Annotated in this window: 10 protein-coding genes; 5 read left to right on the plus strand and 5 right to left on the minus strand. The window is 68.1% G+C overall.

Annotated features, from left to right (window positions below; translation table 11 throughout):
• Nucleotides 1-108: 108 nt before the first annotated feature.
• Together lysX and M3330_RS11265 are read left to right on the plus strand one after the other, a co-directional pair.
• A complete protein-coding gene (gene lysX / locus M3330_RS11260) occupies nucleotides 109-3,399 on the plus strand; it encodes a bifunctional lysylphosphatidylglycerol synthetase/lysine--tRNA ligase LysX (protein ID WP_247849663.1) in 3,291 nt (1,096 codons plus the stop codon).
• Nucleotides 3,400-3,443: 44 nt separating this feature from the next.
• Nucleotides 3,444-4,043 (plus strand): histidine phosphatase family protein, encoded by a 600-nt coding sequence (locus M3330_RS11265; RefSeq protein ID WP_019290415.1) that lies wholly within the window; start codon nucleotides 3,444-3,446, stop codon nucleotides 4,041-4,043.
• 56 nt (nucleotides 4,044-4,099) lie between these two features.
• On the opposite strand, the gene M3330_RS11270 is transcribed toward M3330_RS11265, so the two are convergent.
• On the minus strand, nucleotides 4,100-4,582 hold the full coding sequence (locus M3330_RS11270) for a nuclear transport factor 2 family protein (protein WP_033098119.1): 483 nt from the start codon (nucleotides 4,580-4,582) through the stop codon (nucleotides 4,100-4,102).
• A 179-nt stretch (nucleotides 4,583-4,761) separates the two neighbouring features.
• Here M3330_RS11270 and M3330_RS11275 point away from each other — a divergent pair, with 179 nt between their 5' ends.
• Complete coding sequence (locus tag M3330_RS11275; protein WP_255028752.1) at nucleotides 4,762-5,403, plus strand: MSMEG_1061 family FMN-dependent PPOX-type flavoprotein; 642 nt, start codon at nucleotides 4,762-4,764, stop codon at nucleotides 5,401-5,403.
• 36 nt (nucleotides 5,404-5,439) lie between these two features.
• On the plus strand, nucleotides 5,440-6,351 hold the full coding sequence (locus tag M3330_RS11280) for an SDR family NAD(P)-dependent oxidoreductase (RefSeq protein ID WP_255028753.1): 912 nt from the start codon (nucleotides 5,440-5,442) through the stop codon (nucleotides 6,349-6,351).
• Between the two features lie 3 nt (nucleotides 6,352-6,354).
• On the opposite strand, the gene M3330_RS11285 is transcribed toward M3330_RS11280, so the two are convergent.
• Together M3330_RS11285 and M3330_RS11290 are read right to left on the minus strand one after the other, a co-directional pair.
• Nucleotides 6,355-7,143 (minus strand): cutinase family protein, encoded by a 789-nt coding sequence (locus tag M3330_RS11285; protein ID WP_232333418.1) that lies wholly within the window; start codon nucleotides 7,141-7,143, stop codon nucleotides 6,355-6,357.
• Nucleotides 7,144-7,397: 254 nt separating this feature from the next.
• Nucleotides 7,398-8,168 carry a hypothetical protein gene (locus tag M3330_RS11290; protein WP_231913191.1) on the minus strand — a complete coding sequence of 257 codons (771 nt, stop codon included), beginning with the start codon at nucleotides 8,166-8,168 and terminating at the stop codon, nucleotides 7,398-7,400.
• Nucleotides 8,169-8,357: 189 nt separating this feature from the next.
• Between M3330_RS11290 and M3330_RS11295 the strand changes: the two genes are divergently transcribed.
• Nucleotides 8,358-8,840, plus strand: a complete 483-nt coding sequence (locus M3330_RS11295) for a DoxX family protein (RefSeq protein ID WP_255028897.1) — start codon at nucleotides 8,358-8,360, stop codon at nucleotides 8,838-8,840.
• Nucleotides 8,841-8,918: 78 nt separating this feature from the next.
• Here the strand turns inward: M3330_RS11295 and M3330_RS11300 are convergent, their stop codons facing one another.
• Both M3330_RS11300 and gltB read right to left on the minus strand, forming a co-directional pair.
• Entirely contained in the window at nucleotides 8,919-10,370 is a 1,452-nt protein-coding gene (locus M3330_RS11300; RefSeq protein ID WP_024102591.1) for a glutamate synthase subunit beta, read from the minus strand.
• Nucleotides 10,363-14,958, minus strand: a complete 4,596-nt coding sequence (gene gltB, locus M3330_RS11305) for a glutamate synthase large subunit (RefSeq protein ID WP_255028754.1) — start codon at nucleotides 14,956-14,958, stop codon at nucleotides 10,363-10,365. Before gltB ends, M3330_RS11300 begins: the two co-directional genes overlap by 8 nt.
• Between the last annotated feature and the right edge of the window lie 145 nt (nucleotides 14,959-15,103).

The raw sequence follows: 15,103 nt of genomic DNA on the forward strand, positions 1-15,103 counted from the left end.
CATGTGATCCGGTCCCGCGGCCGTTCGTCCCACGGCTGCCGCGTTTGCCCGTTACCGTTCTATTCCATGTCTGCGGATTCCGCCGCTCCTGTCGAGCGCCCGCGTCCGGTGGAGGACGCCCGACCGCCCTCCCGGCCGTCGCTGACCGACCGTGTCGGTGGACGTCTGTCCGCCGTACCGCACATCTTCGGCCTGATCCTGGGCATCTACGCGGTCGTGGTCGCATTGTGGTCGATCTCCCCGACCCTGCGTTACTGGATCCACGCCCCGCGCGAATATCTCGACGAGTACTACTTCGACGCCCCCGACACGAGCCTGTCGTTCGCGCTCGTCCTCGGCCTGCTCGCCGGTGCGATCGCCGGCCGAAAACGCATCGCGTGGTGGATCCTGACGATCTACCTCGGCGGATTCTCCATCACCAATCTCGTGATGAGTATCGTCGAGCGCGACCCGAACCACCTCGTCGCGTTGGTCGTCCATCTGCTGATCGTCGCGCTCCTGCTGCTGTCCTATCCCGAGTTCTACACGCGCGTGCGGCGCGGAAACGCCTGGGCCGCACTCGGTGTGCTCGTGGGTGGTCTGGTCGTCGCGACGCTCATCGGCTGGGGCCTGGTGGAACTGTTCCCTGGCACCCTGCCCGCTACCGACCGGTTCCTGTGGGCGCTCAACCGCGTCACCGCGCTGACGTTCATCGACAACGACCAGTTCGGTGGCCGCCCGAACGGGCTGGTCAACACGATCCTCGGCCTCCTCGGCGCCCTCGCCGTGCTCGCGGCGGTCGTGGTGCTGTTCCGTTCACAGCGAGCGAGCAACGCGCTCACCGGCAGTGACGAATCGGCCATCCGCGGTCTGCTCGCCCAGAGCGACGATTCGCTCGGCTACTTCGCGACCCGCCGCGACAAGGCCGTGGTGTTCGCCCCCAGCGGCAAGGCCGCGGTGACCTACCGCGTCGAACTCGGCGTGTGCCTCGCGAGCGGTGATCCGATCGGCAACCCCGAAGCGTGGCCGCACGCCATCGACGAATGGCTCGACCTCGCCCGCGCCTATGGGTGGACACCCGCGGTGATGGGGGCGAGCGAGGACGGTGCGACGGCCTACCACCGTGCGGGTCTGAACGCGCTGCAGCTCGGCGACGAGGCCGTCCTGCTCACCCGCGACTTCAGTCTCACCGGACGCGACATGCGACCGGTGCGGCAGGCCGTCAACCGCGCCCGCAAACACGGTGTGACCGCGCGGATCATGCGTCACCGCGAACTGTCACCCATCGAGCTGTCGGCGGCGATCCAGCGCGCCGAGGCCTGGCGCGACACCGAAAACGAGCGCGGTTTCTCGATGGCCCTCGGCCGGCTCGGCGACCCGCTCGACGGCGACTGCCTGCTCGTCGAAGCGGTCGCGGACGGCAAGGTCGTCGCGATGCTCTCGCTCGTGCCCTGGGGATCGGACGGCGTGTCACTCGACCTCATGCGCCGCGACCCGCAGGCCCCCAACGGCGTCGTCGAACTCATGGTCTCCGAGCTCGCCTCACGCGGTGCCGAATTCGACGTCGAGCGGATCTCGTTGAACTTCGCGGTCTTCCGGTCGGTCTTCGAGGAGGGCGCGCGGATCGGTGCCGGCCCGATCCTGCGGTTGTGGCGGTCGATCCTGCTGTTCTTCTCACGGTGGTGGCAGCTCGAGGCGTTGTACCGGTCCAACGTCAAGTACCACCCCGAATGGGTGCCCCGCTTCCTGTGTTTCCGCGACAACCGGCTCATCCCGCGCGTCGCGCTCGCGTCGGCGATCGCCGAGGGCTTCCTCACCCTCCCCACCTTCGGTCGTCGGAACACCCAGCAGCACACGGGAACACACTCGGCGTTCCCCGAGGACCAGGTGGCCGCGGCAGAACTGCACGACGACGGCAGCGCACCCGACGTCGAGCTTGCCGACGGCACGCCCGCCGTCTCGCACGGACGTCGCCGCCCCGAACAGGTCCAGGTGCGGATGAACACCCTGCAGCGGATCGTCGAGCACGGTGTCGATCCCTATCCGGTCGCGCATCCCCCGACCCACACGGCCGCCGAGGCCCGGGCCGCGAAGTCCGGCACCCCGGTGACCGTGGCGGGACGCCTGCTGCGCATCCGCAACTTCGGCGGTGTGCTGTTCGCGGTGCTGCGCGACTGGTCGGGCGACATCCAGATCCTCATCGACCGGCAACGGGTTGCCGGACAACGCTTCCTGTTCGACCTCGGTGACCTCGTCGAGGTGTCGGGCGAGGTGGGACGCAGCCGCACCGGCGAGATCTCGGTGCTCGCCGACTCGTGGCGCATCGACGGCAAGTGCCTGCATCCGCTGCCCGACAAGTACCACGGCCTCGTCGACCCGGAAGCCCGCGTGCGGCAACGCTATCTGCATCTCGCGATCGACCGCGGGGCACGCGACCACCTCGCGGCACGCAGCGCGGTGGTGCGGTCGCTACGCGACGAACTGCAGGCGCGCGGCTATCTCGAGGTGGAGACCCCCATCCTGCAGTCGGTGCACGGCGGCGCGAACGCCGCACCGTTCATCACGCACATCAACGCCTACGACGCCGATCTGTACCTGCGGATCGCCCCCGAGCTGTATCTGAAGCGGTTGTGCGTCGCGGGCATGGCGAAGGTCTTCGAGATCGGCCGGGTGTTCCGCAACGAGGGTGCGGATTTCAAGCACAACCCGGAGTTCACGATCCTCGAGGCATACGAGGCGCACAGCGACTACGAGAAGATGCGGGTGGTCGCACGCGAGTTGATCCAGGCAGCGGCCCGCGCGGCACACGGACGCGAGATCATCCTGCGGCCCGGACCCGACGGTATCCCGGTCGAGATCGACATCTCCGGCGAGTGGCCCGTCAAGACCTTCCACGACGCGATCTCCGAGGCGCTCGGGACATTCGTCGATGCGCAGACCCCCGTCGACGTCCTGCGACGCCTGTGCGACGAACACGAGATCCCCTACAACCCGGCCTGGGACGCCGGCGCCACCGCGCAGGAGATGTACGAGCACCTCGTCGAATCGAAGACGGAGTTCCCCACCTTCTACACCGACTTCCCGACCTCGGTGTCGCCGTTGACCCGGCCGCACCCCCGCAAGCCGGGTGTCGCGGCGAAGTGGGACCTGGTGGCCTGGGGTGTCGAGCTGGGGACCGCCTACAGCGAGCTCACCGATCCGCTCGACCAGCGTGCTCGCCTCACGGAGCAGTCGCTGCTCGCCGCGGGCGGTGACGAGGAGGCGATGGAACTCGACGAGGAGTTCCTCGAAGCACTCGAATACGCGATGCCTCCCACCGGCGGCCTCGGTATGGGTGTCGACCGGATCGTGATGCTCGTACTCGGAGGGAGCATCCGCGAGTCGCTGGCGTTCCCGTTCACGAAGCCGCGGCGCTCCTGACGGGTGGTTTCACGTGAAACCGCTCCACCTGGCATCGTGAGGTCGTGCAGCTACTCCTGATCCGTCACGCCGAGCCGAACAACGCCCGCGCCGAGACCGGGGGCGCCGACCCGCCGCTCACGGAGGCCGGTCGTCTCCAGGCGTCGCGGTTGCCGGACGCGCTGTCCCCCTACAACATCACCCGCCTGTTCTCGAGCCCGCAGTTGCGGGCCCTGCAGACGGCCGAGCCGGTCGCGGAACGACGCGGGCTCGACGTGGAGAAGATGGAGGACATCGCCGAGTACGACTACGGCCACGACCACTACTTCACGATCGACGCCGCGAAGGACGTCGCACCGGCCGCCTACAAGCGCATCCTGGCAGGTCACCTGCCCGATTTCGTGGACGGGGACGCCTTCCGCACGCGGGTGCTGCGAGGGATCGACCACGTGGTGGACACGTGCGACCACGCCGAGACCGTGGCGCTGTTCGCCCACGGTGGGGTCGTGAACATCGTGCTGCAGCACCTGCTCGAGCTGCCCCGGCCGCTGATGTTCCCCATCGAGTACGCGTCGGTGACGCGCATCCTCGTCTCACGCAGCGGCGCGCGCCGCGTCGCGTCGATCAACGAGACCGGGCACGTACGCGACACCCTGCGCGTGTGAGCGCCCCGGGAGCCGGCCGCGGGTGAGCCCCCAGCGCCCACCCGCGAGTCGTGGGTTCAGCGCCGTGCGCTCGCGAGGAGGTCACGGGCGGCGGTGCTGCCGTCGAGCAACCGCGACGTGCGGCGCACGATCTTCCAGCTGCCGTCGATCCGGGCGAGTTCGAAACGATTGGCGCTCACCCGCCACACCCGGAACGAATCCGAATCGGCGTTGCGGCGCAGCAGCAGGGAGTGGCAGGTCGCGACGGCGGTGTCGCCGCCGACCCGGATGTGCACCGGGTCGAGCAGATGACCGCAGCCCTCCTCGATGTAGTCCTGGTGCGGTCGGGTGCGCACCATCTTCATGATGGCGTCGCGACCCTCCATCAGGCGGATGTCGACGTCGTAGACGGCGTCCTCGGCCCACAGTTCCCCCACCGCCTCGGCGTCACCGGCGTCGACGGCCGGGCCGTAGGCCGTGAGGACCTCGTGGATCGCAGCCTTGTCCTCGAGGAGCTGTACGCGTTCGAGGAGGGAGGCCAGCAGGGCGGAGTCGGTCATCTCGATCCTTCCGGGCGGGGGCGTCGCCACCCGTTCTACCGGGGTCCGGAGTCCTGCCTCCCGGGTCGTCCCGGTGACCGGAAGCAATCGACTGTGCAGCCCCTGACCAGGGCATGACACGGACGCCGACATGATCTTCCCGTGCAGGATTGATACGGTCACCGCCGGAGGTGCACCGGATGGATGCGGACAGGATCGACGAACTCGTACAGAGCGGGATACGGACACAGGACGAGCTCGAGGCCGTCCTGGGCATTCCGCACCCGGCGATCGTCGACAAGGCGCGACCACACCTGACGCCGCTCATCAGGCATTTCCTGTCGCTGGCGCGGTTCTTCACGATCGCCACCGCCGACGCCGTCGGCAACTGCGACTGCTCGCCGCGCGGCGACATCGAGTCGGCGGTGCTCGTCCTCGACGACCACACGATCGCGCTGCCCGACCGGCCCGGCAATCGCCGCGCCGACTCGTACCGGAACATCCTCGAGAACCCTCACGTCGGGCTGCTGTTCTTCGTCCCCGGCGACGAGGAGGTGCTGCGGATCAACGGCCGCGCCACGCTGTCGACCGACCCCGACCTGCTCGGGAAGCTGTCGCTGCAGAACAAGCCGGCGCAGCTCGCTGTGATCGTGCAGATCGACGAGGTCTTCCTGCACTGCGCGCGGGCGTTGCTCCGCGCCAAGCTGTGGGATCCGTCGACCTATCCCGACCGTGCGGCGGTCCCCTCGATGCGCGACATGCACGCCGAACTCCACTCGATCGAGATCCCGGCCGACGCCGAGCCGGGCAAACGCGAGCTCTACCGCGAGTTCCTGTACTGACCGGACCACACGCGGCGAGTGCGTCACGATGGTGGGGTGACCTCTCGGATCGCCCAGATACGCCGCTGGCGCGCCGGCGCTGCACTACGCAGCCGCCTGCGCGACCTGACCGGCGCCCTCGTCGTCGTCACCGGTGGTGGTAGCGGGATCGGCCGGGCCTCGGCGATCGCCTTCGCCGCCGAAGGTGCCATCGTCGTCGTGGCAGACAAGGATCTCGACAGCGCCCGCGAGACGGTGGCGCTCGTGAACGTCCCGGCTCCCGGTGCCGGAGGTTCCGAGGCCGTCTTCGGCGGCGCCGCTCACGCCTACGAACTCGACGTCTCCGACGAACAGCAGGTCCGGAAGTTCGCGCAGACCGTTCGCGAGCGGCACGGCGTCGCCGACGTGCTCGTCAACAACGCGGGCATCGGTGTCATCGGTGCCTTCGCCGACACTCCGCAGAGCGTCTTCCAGAACGTGATGGACGTGAACTTCTGGGGAGTGGTCTACGGCTGCCGCGCCTTCACGGAGCAGATGATCGAGGCCGGCACGGGCGGGCAGATCGTCAACGTCTCGTCGGCCGCGGCGTACATGCCGCAACGCAACCTCGCCGCCTACACGACGAGCAAGGCCGGGGTGTTCATGCTGTCGGAGTGCCTGCGCGCCGAACTGCTCGAACACGGGATCGGCGTGACCGTCGTGTGTCCCGACCTGGTGGACACCAACCTCACCCGGGCGACGGAGTACGTCGCGCCGAACAAGGAACTACGAGCAGCACGACGCACCCGCACCCTCGCGATGTACCGGCGCCTGCACATCGCGCCGGATAAGGTGGCCAAGGCGATCGTCGGGGCGGTCCGTCACAACAAGCCTGTGGTGACGGTCGCCCCGGGCGCGAAGGTCCGCAAGTGGCTGATGCGCTTCGCGCCCCGTGTCATGCGTGTGGGCGCACGATTCGACATCGATTGATGGTCAGGCCTTCGAGGCGATCCAGTCGTGCAGCCACCGCGTGGCCGTCGTTCCGCGACCGTCGACCACGTAGTTCGAGTAGTCCTGGTGGATCTGCGACTCGTAGAAGGTTCGGATCTTCTGCTCGCGCAGCTCGTTCGCCTCGGGCGTGAGCTGTAGCTGCAGCATCGGGATGCCCCCGGCGGTCATGATGTCGTCGTAGAGCGCCGTCGCCTCGTCGCGGTAGTTCTCGAGTTGCTCGAACGGGCTGCCCGCCGAGATCGCGAGGAAGCCGGCCAGTCGCGTGACGAAGTCCTCCGGCGGCGTCGAGCAGTAGAGGTCGCCCACCGCGCAGATGGTGCGCACGTTGGGCGTTACGAATCCGAAGCCTCCCGCGCGGGCACCTCCCGCACCGGTGCCGGCGACGGGCGGACCGACGAACGGGTCGAGTTCGGAGCGGCGCGGATCGGACAGCAGACCCACCGCGACGAGGCGGTGCGGACCGATCACTCCCAGCCCGGTGCCGATCTCGGCGGCGAGATCGCCTGCGGCATCGGCACCCTGGCTGTAGCCGACGAGGGCGAAGTTCGTGAGGGGGCACCGCTCGGCGGTGGCCGCGATGATGCCGCGCGCGTTGTCGACGGCGCGATTGCGGGAGGCCGCGTACACGTCGCCCTCCCACGGAAAGGCCGTGGCGGGATACGCGACGTAGTCGACGCGGGCCCCGGCGGGAAGATTGGACGTGACCTGGGCGAGCATGCCGTTCCCACGGCCGGGGTCGGGGGTGTTCGAGGTCTCCCATGTTCCAGGCACAGCGACCACGTTCAGAGTCGGACATCCGGGCGGATTGGCTTGCGCCGCAGGCATTGCGGCGAATACTGCTGCACATGCCGCCACTGCGGCCACCGTTGCCGCCCACACTCTTCTCATAGCCATGTCCCCGCCCCGCTACTGTCCTGGTGCCGCGTCCCTCCCCGGCAGTATCGAGTAGAAGGATGACATATTCGTGAACCGGATGTGATGTATCCGAGTCCGGAACGTTGTCGGGAAACGACGGGGCCGGCGGATCAACCGCGGACGACGGTCACCTGTCCCCCACCGATGTTCGTCACGAAGACGTTGCCCGTCCCGTAGTCGACCGCCGTTCCCGGAACCGGCCGCTCGACGACGCTCCCTTCGGCGGTCGAGGCGGGTTCCGCGACGACGATGTCGGGCCCGAAAAGGTTTGTCACATAGATGTTTCCGCTGAACGGATCGGTGACCACCGCGCCCGGCGGAGGCGGTGGCGGGGCCGGGAGCTCCGCCGGCGCGACGGCACGGTCGACGACCGTGACACCGCCCGTACCGACATTCGTGACGAAGACGCCGTCGGTTCCCGCGTCGAGGATCAGCTCCGGCATCCCGGGGAGCGGAGCCTGTGCAGGCCCCGCAACGGGCTCGGGCGTGACCTCCGTCCGGTGCACCGTGACCGCACCGGTACCGACATTGGTGACGGCGACGTTGCCGAGCCCGCCGTCGACCCGCATCTCCACGAGCGCGGTGGACACCTCGGTGCGTCCCGGGACACGCCCCTCGGGATGCGTGACGGTCACGGCGCCGGGACCCACGTTGGTGATGCATGCGTTGCCGACGCCGCCCTGGAGTCCGAGCAGGCGGGGACCGTCGAATCCGAAAACCGGTGGGACGGGCTCGGCGCCGTCGATCGTCACGAGCCCGCCACCGTTGCGGATGCACGCGTCCGCAGGGTCCGCGGTCGCGGCCGGAGCCGCCGCGACGGCAGCCACGACGGCACCCGCACCCATCACGACCGTCGCCAGTGCCCGTCTCGTAGCCGTCATGCGCAGAACCATAACGGGTGCGACGCCCGGCGACACGGAAATATCACAAGCGCAGCGCGTCCGGTGGTCCCTGTCGAGCGGATTTCTGTGGATCCACCCCCGGAAAGCAGGGGCAGCTCCACCGAAACCCGAGGAACGATGACCAAGCACCCCGCATGTAAGGGTAGGCATGCTTTACTTCCGCACGTGATGAACTCAGTGCGCCATTGGCCGGACCGCTTCGGCGATCATGCCGTCGCCGCCTTCCGCATCGTCGTCGGTTTCCTGTTCCTCTGCCACGGCACCACGAGCCTGTGGGCGTGGCCGGCGGAACCCAACGGCGGAACCACCGCACAACTCGGCGCATGGCCCGGCTGGTGGGGTGCGATCATCCAGGTCGTGTGCGGCACCGCCCTGATCGTCGGTCTCGGTACCCGGCTCGCGGCCTTCCTCGGCTCCGGATCGATGGCGTACGCCTACTTCTGGGGTCACCAGGCCGACGGCGCACTGCCCATCCAGAACGACGGTGAATCCGCCGCGCTGTTCTGCTGGGCGATGTTCGTCCTGATCTTCCTCGGCTCCGGATCGTGGGCCGTGGATCGCCTCCTCGCGCGGCGGCGCGAGGAGGCCACACCCGAACCGGCGCCGGCCACCGCAACCGACACCGATCCCGCGTCGCTCGTCGACGCCTGACCCCACCCACGAACGCCGCCCCCCGAACGCCACTGGGCCGCACACCTTCCGGTGTGCGGCCCAGTGGTCGTACCTCGTTCAGCGCTGCGGCATCGTGGTGGTCGCGATCGGCGCCGGCAACGCCGTCTCACCCTCGAGGAAGCGGTCCACCGCAGCGGCGCACGCGCGACCCTCGGCGATCGCCCAGACGATGAGCGACTGTCCGCGACCCATGTCGCCGGCGACGAAGACACCGTCGACGTTGGTGGACCACTCCGACGAACGGGCGACGTTGCCACGCTGGTCGAAGTCGACCCCGAGATCGGTGAGCAGACCCGGCTTCTCGGCACCGGTGAAGCCCATCGCGAGCAGCACCAGATCGGCCTCGAGTTCGAAGTCGCTGCCTTCGACCTTCTCGAAGCGACCGTCGACCATCTGCACCTCGTGCGCCTTCAGCGCGGTGACCTTGCCGTCCTTGCCGATGAATTCCTCGGTGTTGACGGAGAAGACGCGCTCGCCGCCCTCCTCGTGCGCCGACGAGACGCGGTACATGAGGGGGTAGGTCGGCCACGGGGTGGACTCGGCGCGCTGCTCCGGCGGCCGCGGCATGATCTCGAACTGGTGGACGCTTTCCGCACCCTGACGGTGCGAGGTGCCCAGGCAGTCGGCGCCGGTGTCGCCACCGCCGATGATGACGACCTTCTTACCCTCGGCCGTGATGGTCGGGGCCGGCAGATCGCCGAGTTGCACGCGGTTGGCGATCGGCAGGAACTCCATCGCCTGGTGGATGCCGTCGAGCTCGCGTCCGGGGATCTGCAGGTCGCGGGCGACGGTCGCGCCGCCGGCGAGCACCACGGCGTCGAACTGCTCGCGCAGCTCATCGGCGGTGATGTCGACACCCACGTTCACGCCCGGCTTGAAGACGGTGCCCTCGGCCTCCATCTGCGCGAGACGGCGGTCGATGAAGCGCTTCTCCATCTTGAACTCGGGGATGCCGTAACGGAGAAGACCACCGATGCGGTCGGCCCGCTCGAACACCGTCACCGAGTGACCGGCACGCGTGAGCTGCTGTGCCGCAGCGAGACCGGCAGGCCCGGAGCCGACTACCGCGACCTTGTGGCCGGTGAGCTTCGACGGCGGAACCGGCTTGACGCGGCCGTCGTCGAAGGCCTTCTCGACCAGCTCGACCTCGACCTGCTTGATGGTCACCGGGTCCTGGTTGATGCCGAGCACGCACGACGCCTCACAGGGCGCCGGGCAGAGCCGGCCGGTGAACTCGGGGAAGTTGTTCGTGGCGTGGAGGCGCTCGATCCCGTCCTCCCACTTACCCTTGTAGGCGAGGTCGTTCCACTCGGGGATGAGATTCCCGAGCGGGCAACCGTTGTGGCAAAAGGGGATACCGCAGTCCATGCAACGGCTTGCCTGGGTCCGGAGGGTGTCGAGCGGGAACGGCTCGTAGACCTCCTTCCAGTCGAGGAGTCGCAGCGGGACAGGCCGGCGGACCGGCGTCTCGCGGGAACCGTGCTTGAGGAAACCGGTGGGATCAGCCACGAGCAGCCTCCATGATCGCCTCGTCCACGTTCGCACCACGGATGGTGGCGTCCTTGATAGCCATGAGTACCTTCTTGTAATCGCGAGGCATGACCTTCGCGAAGTGGCTGACCTGTTGTGACCAGTCGGCCAGGATGCGGGCTGCGACCTCGGAGCCCGTTTCGTCACGATGCCGTTCGACGGCGCCCTTGAGCCACGCGAAGTCCTCGCCCTCGAGATCCTCGAGGTCGACCAGCTCGGTGTTCAGGTTGTTCTCGAAGTCCTTGTCCGGGTTGTACACGAACGCGACGCCACCGGACATGCCCGCACCGAAGTTGCGGCCGGTCTTGCCGAGGATGACGACCTTGCCACCCGTCATGTACTCGCAGCCGTGGTCGCCGACGCCTTCGACGACGGCCGTGGCTCCGGAGTTGCGGACCGCGAAGCGCTCACCCGCGATGCCACGGATGAGGACCTCACCCGAGGTGGCACCGAACAGGATGACGTTGCCGGCGATGATGTTGTCCTCGGGCACGAAACCCTCGGCCGCATTGTGCGGCGGGCGCACGATGATGCGACCACCCGACAGGCCCTTGCCGACGAAGTCGTTCGCGTCGCCGTTGAGCCGCATCGTGATGCCGCGCGGGACGAACGCACCGAAGCTGTTGCCGGCCGAACCTGCGAAGGTGATGTCGATCGTGTTGTCCGGCAACCCTTCCGCACCGTACTTCTTGGTGAGCTCGTGGCCGAGCATCGTGCCGACGGTGCGGTTGACGTTGGTGATCGGAGTGTCGAACGAGACCGACGTACCCGACTCGAGAGCGGGCTGCGCTTTCGCGATCAGCTCGTTGTCGAGTGCCTTGTCGAGAGCGTGGTACTGCTCCTTGGTGCAGTGCATGTCCTGCTCCCCGAAGATCGGGGAGGTGACCTTCTCGAGCAGCGGCGACAGGTCGAGCTTCGACGCGCGGTAGTGCTCGACGGCCTTGCGGGTGTCGAGGACGTCCACCTGGCCGATGGCCTCGTCGAGACTGCGGAAACCGAGTTCGGCGAGGTACTCGCGCACCTCTTCGGCGATGTACAGCATGAAGTTCTCGACGAACTCCGGCTTGCCGGTGAACCGCTTGCGCAGCACCGGGTTCTGCGTCGCGACACCCACGGGGCAGGTGTCGAGGTGGCACACACGCATCATGATGCAGCCCGAGACCACGAGCGGCGCGGTCGCGAAACCGTACTCCTCGGCGCCGAGGAGAGCGGCGACCACGACGTCGCGGCCGGTCTTCATCTGGCCGTCGACCTGCACGACGATGCGGTCGCGCAGACCGTTGAGCATCAGCGTCTGCTGGGTCTCGGCGAGACCGATCTCCCAGGGAGCACCCGCGTGCTTGAGGGAGGTCAGCGGCGACGCGCCGGTACCACCGTCGTGACCCGAGATGAGCACGACGTCGGCGTGTGCCTTCGACACACCCGCGGCGACCGTGCCGACACCGAGCTCGGAGACCAGCTTCACGTGGATGCGGGCCTTCGGGTTGGCGTTCTTCAGGTCGTGGATCAGCTGCGCGAGATCCTCGATCGAGTAGATGTCGTGGTGCGGCGGCGGCGAGATCAGGCCGACGCCGGGCGTCGAACCACGGACCTCGGCGACCCACGGGTACACCTTGTGCGGCGGCAGCTGGCCGCCCTCACCGGGCTTAGCGCCCTGCGCCATCTTGATCTGGATGTCGGTGCAGTTGCTCAGGTAGTGCGCGGTCACACCGAAGCGACCCGAGGCGACCTGCTTGATCGCCGAGCGCCGCCAGTCGCCGTTCTCGTCCGGGGTGAAACGGCTCGGATGCTCGCCGCCCTCACCGGAGTTCGAGCGGCCACCGAGACGGTTCATCGCGATCGCGAGGGTCTCGTGCGCCTCGGCCGAGATGGAGCCGTAGCTCATCGCACCGGTCGAGAAGCGCTTGACGATCTCGCTCGCCGGCTCGACCTCGTCGAGCGGCACCGGCGGGCGCACGCCCTTCTTGAACTCGAACAGACCGCGCAGCGACGCGAGTCGCTCCGACTGGTCGTCGACGAGCTTCGTGTACTCCTTGAAGATCGAGTACTGGCCGGTGCGGGTCGCGTGCTGGAGCTTGAACACCGTGTCCGGGTTGAACAGGTGGTACTCGCCCTCACGACGCCACTGGTACTCGCCACCCACCTCGAGCTCGCGGTGCGCGCGCTCGGACTGGCGGTCGAGGAAGGCCGCGCGGTGACGGGCCGCGACGTCCGCGGCGATCTCGTCGAGACCGACACCGCCGAGCTGCGACTGCAGACCGGTGAAGTACTCGTCGACGAGTTCCTGCGACAGGCCGATGACCTGGAACAGCTGCGCACCGGTGTAGGAGGCGAGCGTGGAGATGCCCATCTTGGACATCACCTTGAGCACGCCCTTCGAGGCCGCCTTGATGTAGTTGGCGATGGCCTTGTCGAGGGTCATGCCCTCGGGCAGGTCGCCGTTCTGCAACAGCTCGTCGATGCTCTCGAACGCCATGTACGGGTTGACCACGGCCGCACCGAAACCGCACAGGGCGGCGATGTGGTGGACCTCGCGGGCGTCGCCGGCCTCGACGAGCAGACCGACCTTGGTGCGGGTCTTCTCGCGGACGAGGTGGTGGTGCACCGCGGAGGTGAGCAGCAGCGACGGGATCGGCGCCAGCTTCTCGTCGGACTCGCGGTCGGACAGCACGATCAGGCGTGCGCCCTTCTCGATGGCCTGCGAGACCTGCTCGCGGATCGAGGCGAGGGCGCGACGCAGACCCTCACCGCCCTCCGCGACCGGGTACAGGCCGCGGATGATGACGCTGTTGAAGCCGGGGAACTGCTTCTCGTCGTTGACGTGGATGAGCTTCTGCAGGTCGTCGTTGTCGATGACCGGCGCACCGATGAGAATCTGCCGGCACGACGCCTCGGTCGGGTTCAGCAGGTCGCCCTCGGGGCCGAGCATGCCGCCCATGCTGGTGACGATCTCCTCGCGGATCGCGTCGAGCGGCGGGTTGGTGACCTGGGCGAACAGCTGCGAGAAGAAGTCGAACAGCTGACGCGGACGCGACGACAGCACGGCGATCGGCGTGTCGGTGCCCATCGAGCCGAGCGCCTCGGCTCCGGAGGCCGCCATCGGCTTGACGAGGAGGTCGACCTCTTCGCGGGTGTAGCCGAATACCTGCTGCCGCAGCACGACACGCTCGTGCGACATGTAGGTGTACTTGCTCTCGGGCAGATCCTCGAGACGGGTGACGCCGCCTGCGACCCACTCCTCGTAGGGATGCTCGGCGGCGAGCTCGCGCTTGATCTCCTCGTCCTCGACGATGCGGCCCTTGGCCGTGTCGACGAGGAACATGCGGCCCGGCTGCAGGCGACGCTTGCTGACGATCTTCTCGGTGGGGATGTCGAGCACACCCACCTCGGAGGCCATGACGACGAGGCCGTCGTCGGTGACCCAGGCACGCGAGGGGCGCAGGCCGTTGCGGTCGAGCACGGCGCCGATGACGGTGCCATCGGTGAAGCACACCGAGGCCGGTCCGTCCCACGGCTCCATGAGGGCCGCGTGGTACTCGTAGAACGCGCGACGGGCCGGATCCATCGAGTCGTGGCGCTCCCACGCCTCGGGGATCATCATGAGCACGGCGTGCGGCAGGCTGCGACCACCGAGGTGCAGCAGTTCGAGCACCTCGTCGAAACGCGCGGTGTCGGACGCACCCGGCGTGCAGACCGGGAAGATCTTCTCGAGCTTGTCGCGACCGCCGAAGACCTCGGTGTCGATGAGTGCCTCACGGGCGCGCATCCAGTTGGCATTGCCCGTGACGGTGTTGATCTCGCCGTTGTGCGCCACGCGGCGGAAGGGATGCGCGAGCGGCCACGACGGGAACGTGTTGGTGGAGAACCGCGAGTGCACGAGACCGAGGGCCGAGACGACGCGCTCGTCCTGCAGGTCGCGGTAGAAGCCCTTCATCTGGGGCGTGGTGAGCATGCCCTTGTAGACGAAGGTCGACGCCGACAGGCTCGGGAAGTAGACGGTCTCGCTGCCGGGACCGTCCTCGCCCGCGCCGTGGTGGCCGAGCTCGTGCTCGGTGCGCTTGCGCACGACGTACGCGCGGCGCTCGAGCTCGAGGCCGGTGAGCGCGCGGGCGCCGGAGGCGATGAAGATCTGCCGGAAGGTGGGCATGGCGTCCTTGGCCATGGAACCCAGCTCGGACTCGTCGATCGGCACCTCGCGCCAGCCGAGGACCTCGAGGCCCTCTTCGGCGACGATGCGGTCGACCTCGGCGGCCGCGGCGTCGGCCTTGGCGGTGTCCTTGGGCAGGAACGCGATACCGGTCGCGTATGCGCCCTCGGCGGGAAGATCGAAGTCGACGACCTCACGGAAGTAGGCGTCGGGGACCTGGATCAGGATGCCGGCGCCGTCGCCGGTGTTCTGTTCCGCTCCCGCTGCACCGCGGTGTTCGAGATTCACCAGGGCGGTGATCGCCTTCTCCACGATGTCGCGACTGCGACGACCGTGCATGTCGACGACGAACGCGACGCCACAGGAGTCGTGCTCGTTCGCCGGGTGGTAGAGCCCTCGAGGCCCGGGGAGATGAGTCATACCTAGCCTTCGTTGATGCGATAGCACCGACGACCAGCAGCGCTGATGGCCATCTACTGCCGTAGACGGGTATCGGCCGGGTGCCCGATACCTTCGACATCGCCAGTATCCGCTCATCCGCGACGGTGCGGGTGCCTTTTCGGCA

It is taken from the genome of Rhodococcus sp. GA1, assembly GCF_024321955.1.
Lineage (GTDB): Bacteria > Actinomycetota > Actinomycetes > Mycobacteriales > Mycobacteriaceae > Rhodococcus > Rhodococcus pyridinivorans.

Coding starts and splice junctions, on each gene's coding strand:
- M3330_RS11275 (WP_255028752.1), top strand. CDS start 4,762: ATGGATGCGGACAGGATCGACGAACTCGTACAGAGCGGGATACGGACA.
- gltB (WP_255028754.1), bottom strand. CDS start 14,958: ATGACTCATCTCCCCGGGCCTCGAGGGCTCTACCACCCGGCGAACGAG.
- M3330_RS11295 (WP_255028897.1), top strand. CDS start 8,358: ATGAACTCAGTGCGCCATTGGCCGGACCGCTTCGGCGATCATGCCGTC.
- M3330_RS11270 (WP_033098119.1), bottom strand. CDS start 4,582: ATGACCGACTCCGCCCTGCTGGCCTCCCTCCTCGAACGCGTACAGCTC.
- M3330_RS11290 (WP_231913191.1), bottom strand. CDS start 8,168: ATGACGGCTACGAGACGGGCACTGGCGACGGTCGTGATGGGTGCGGGT.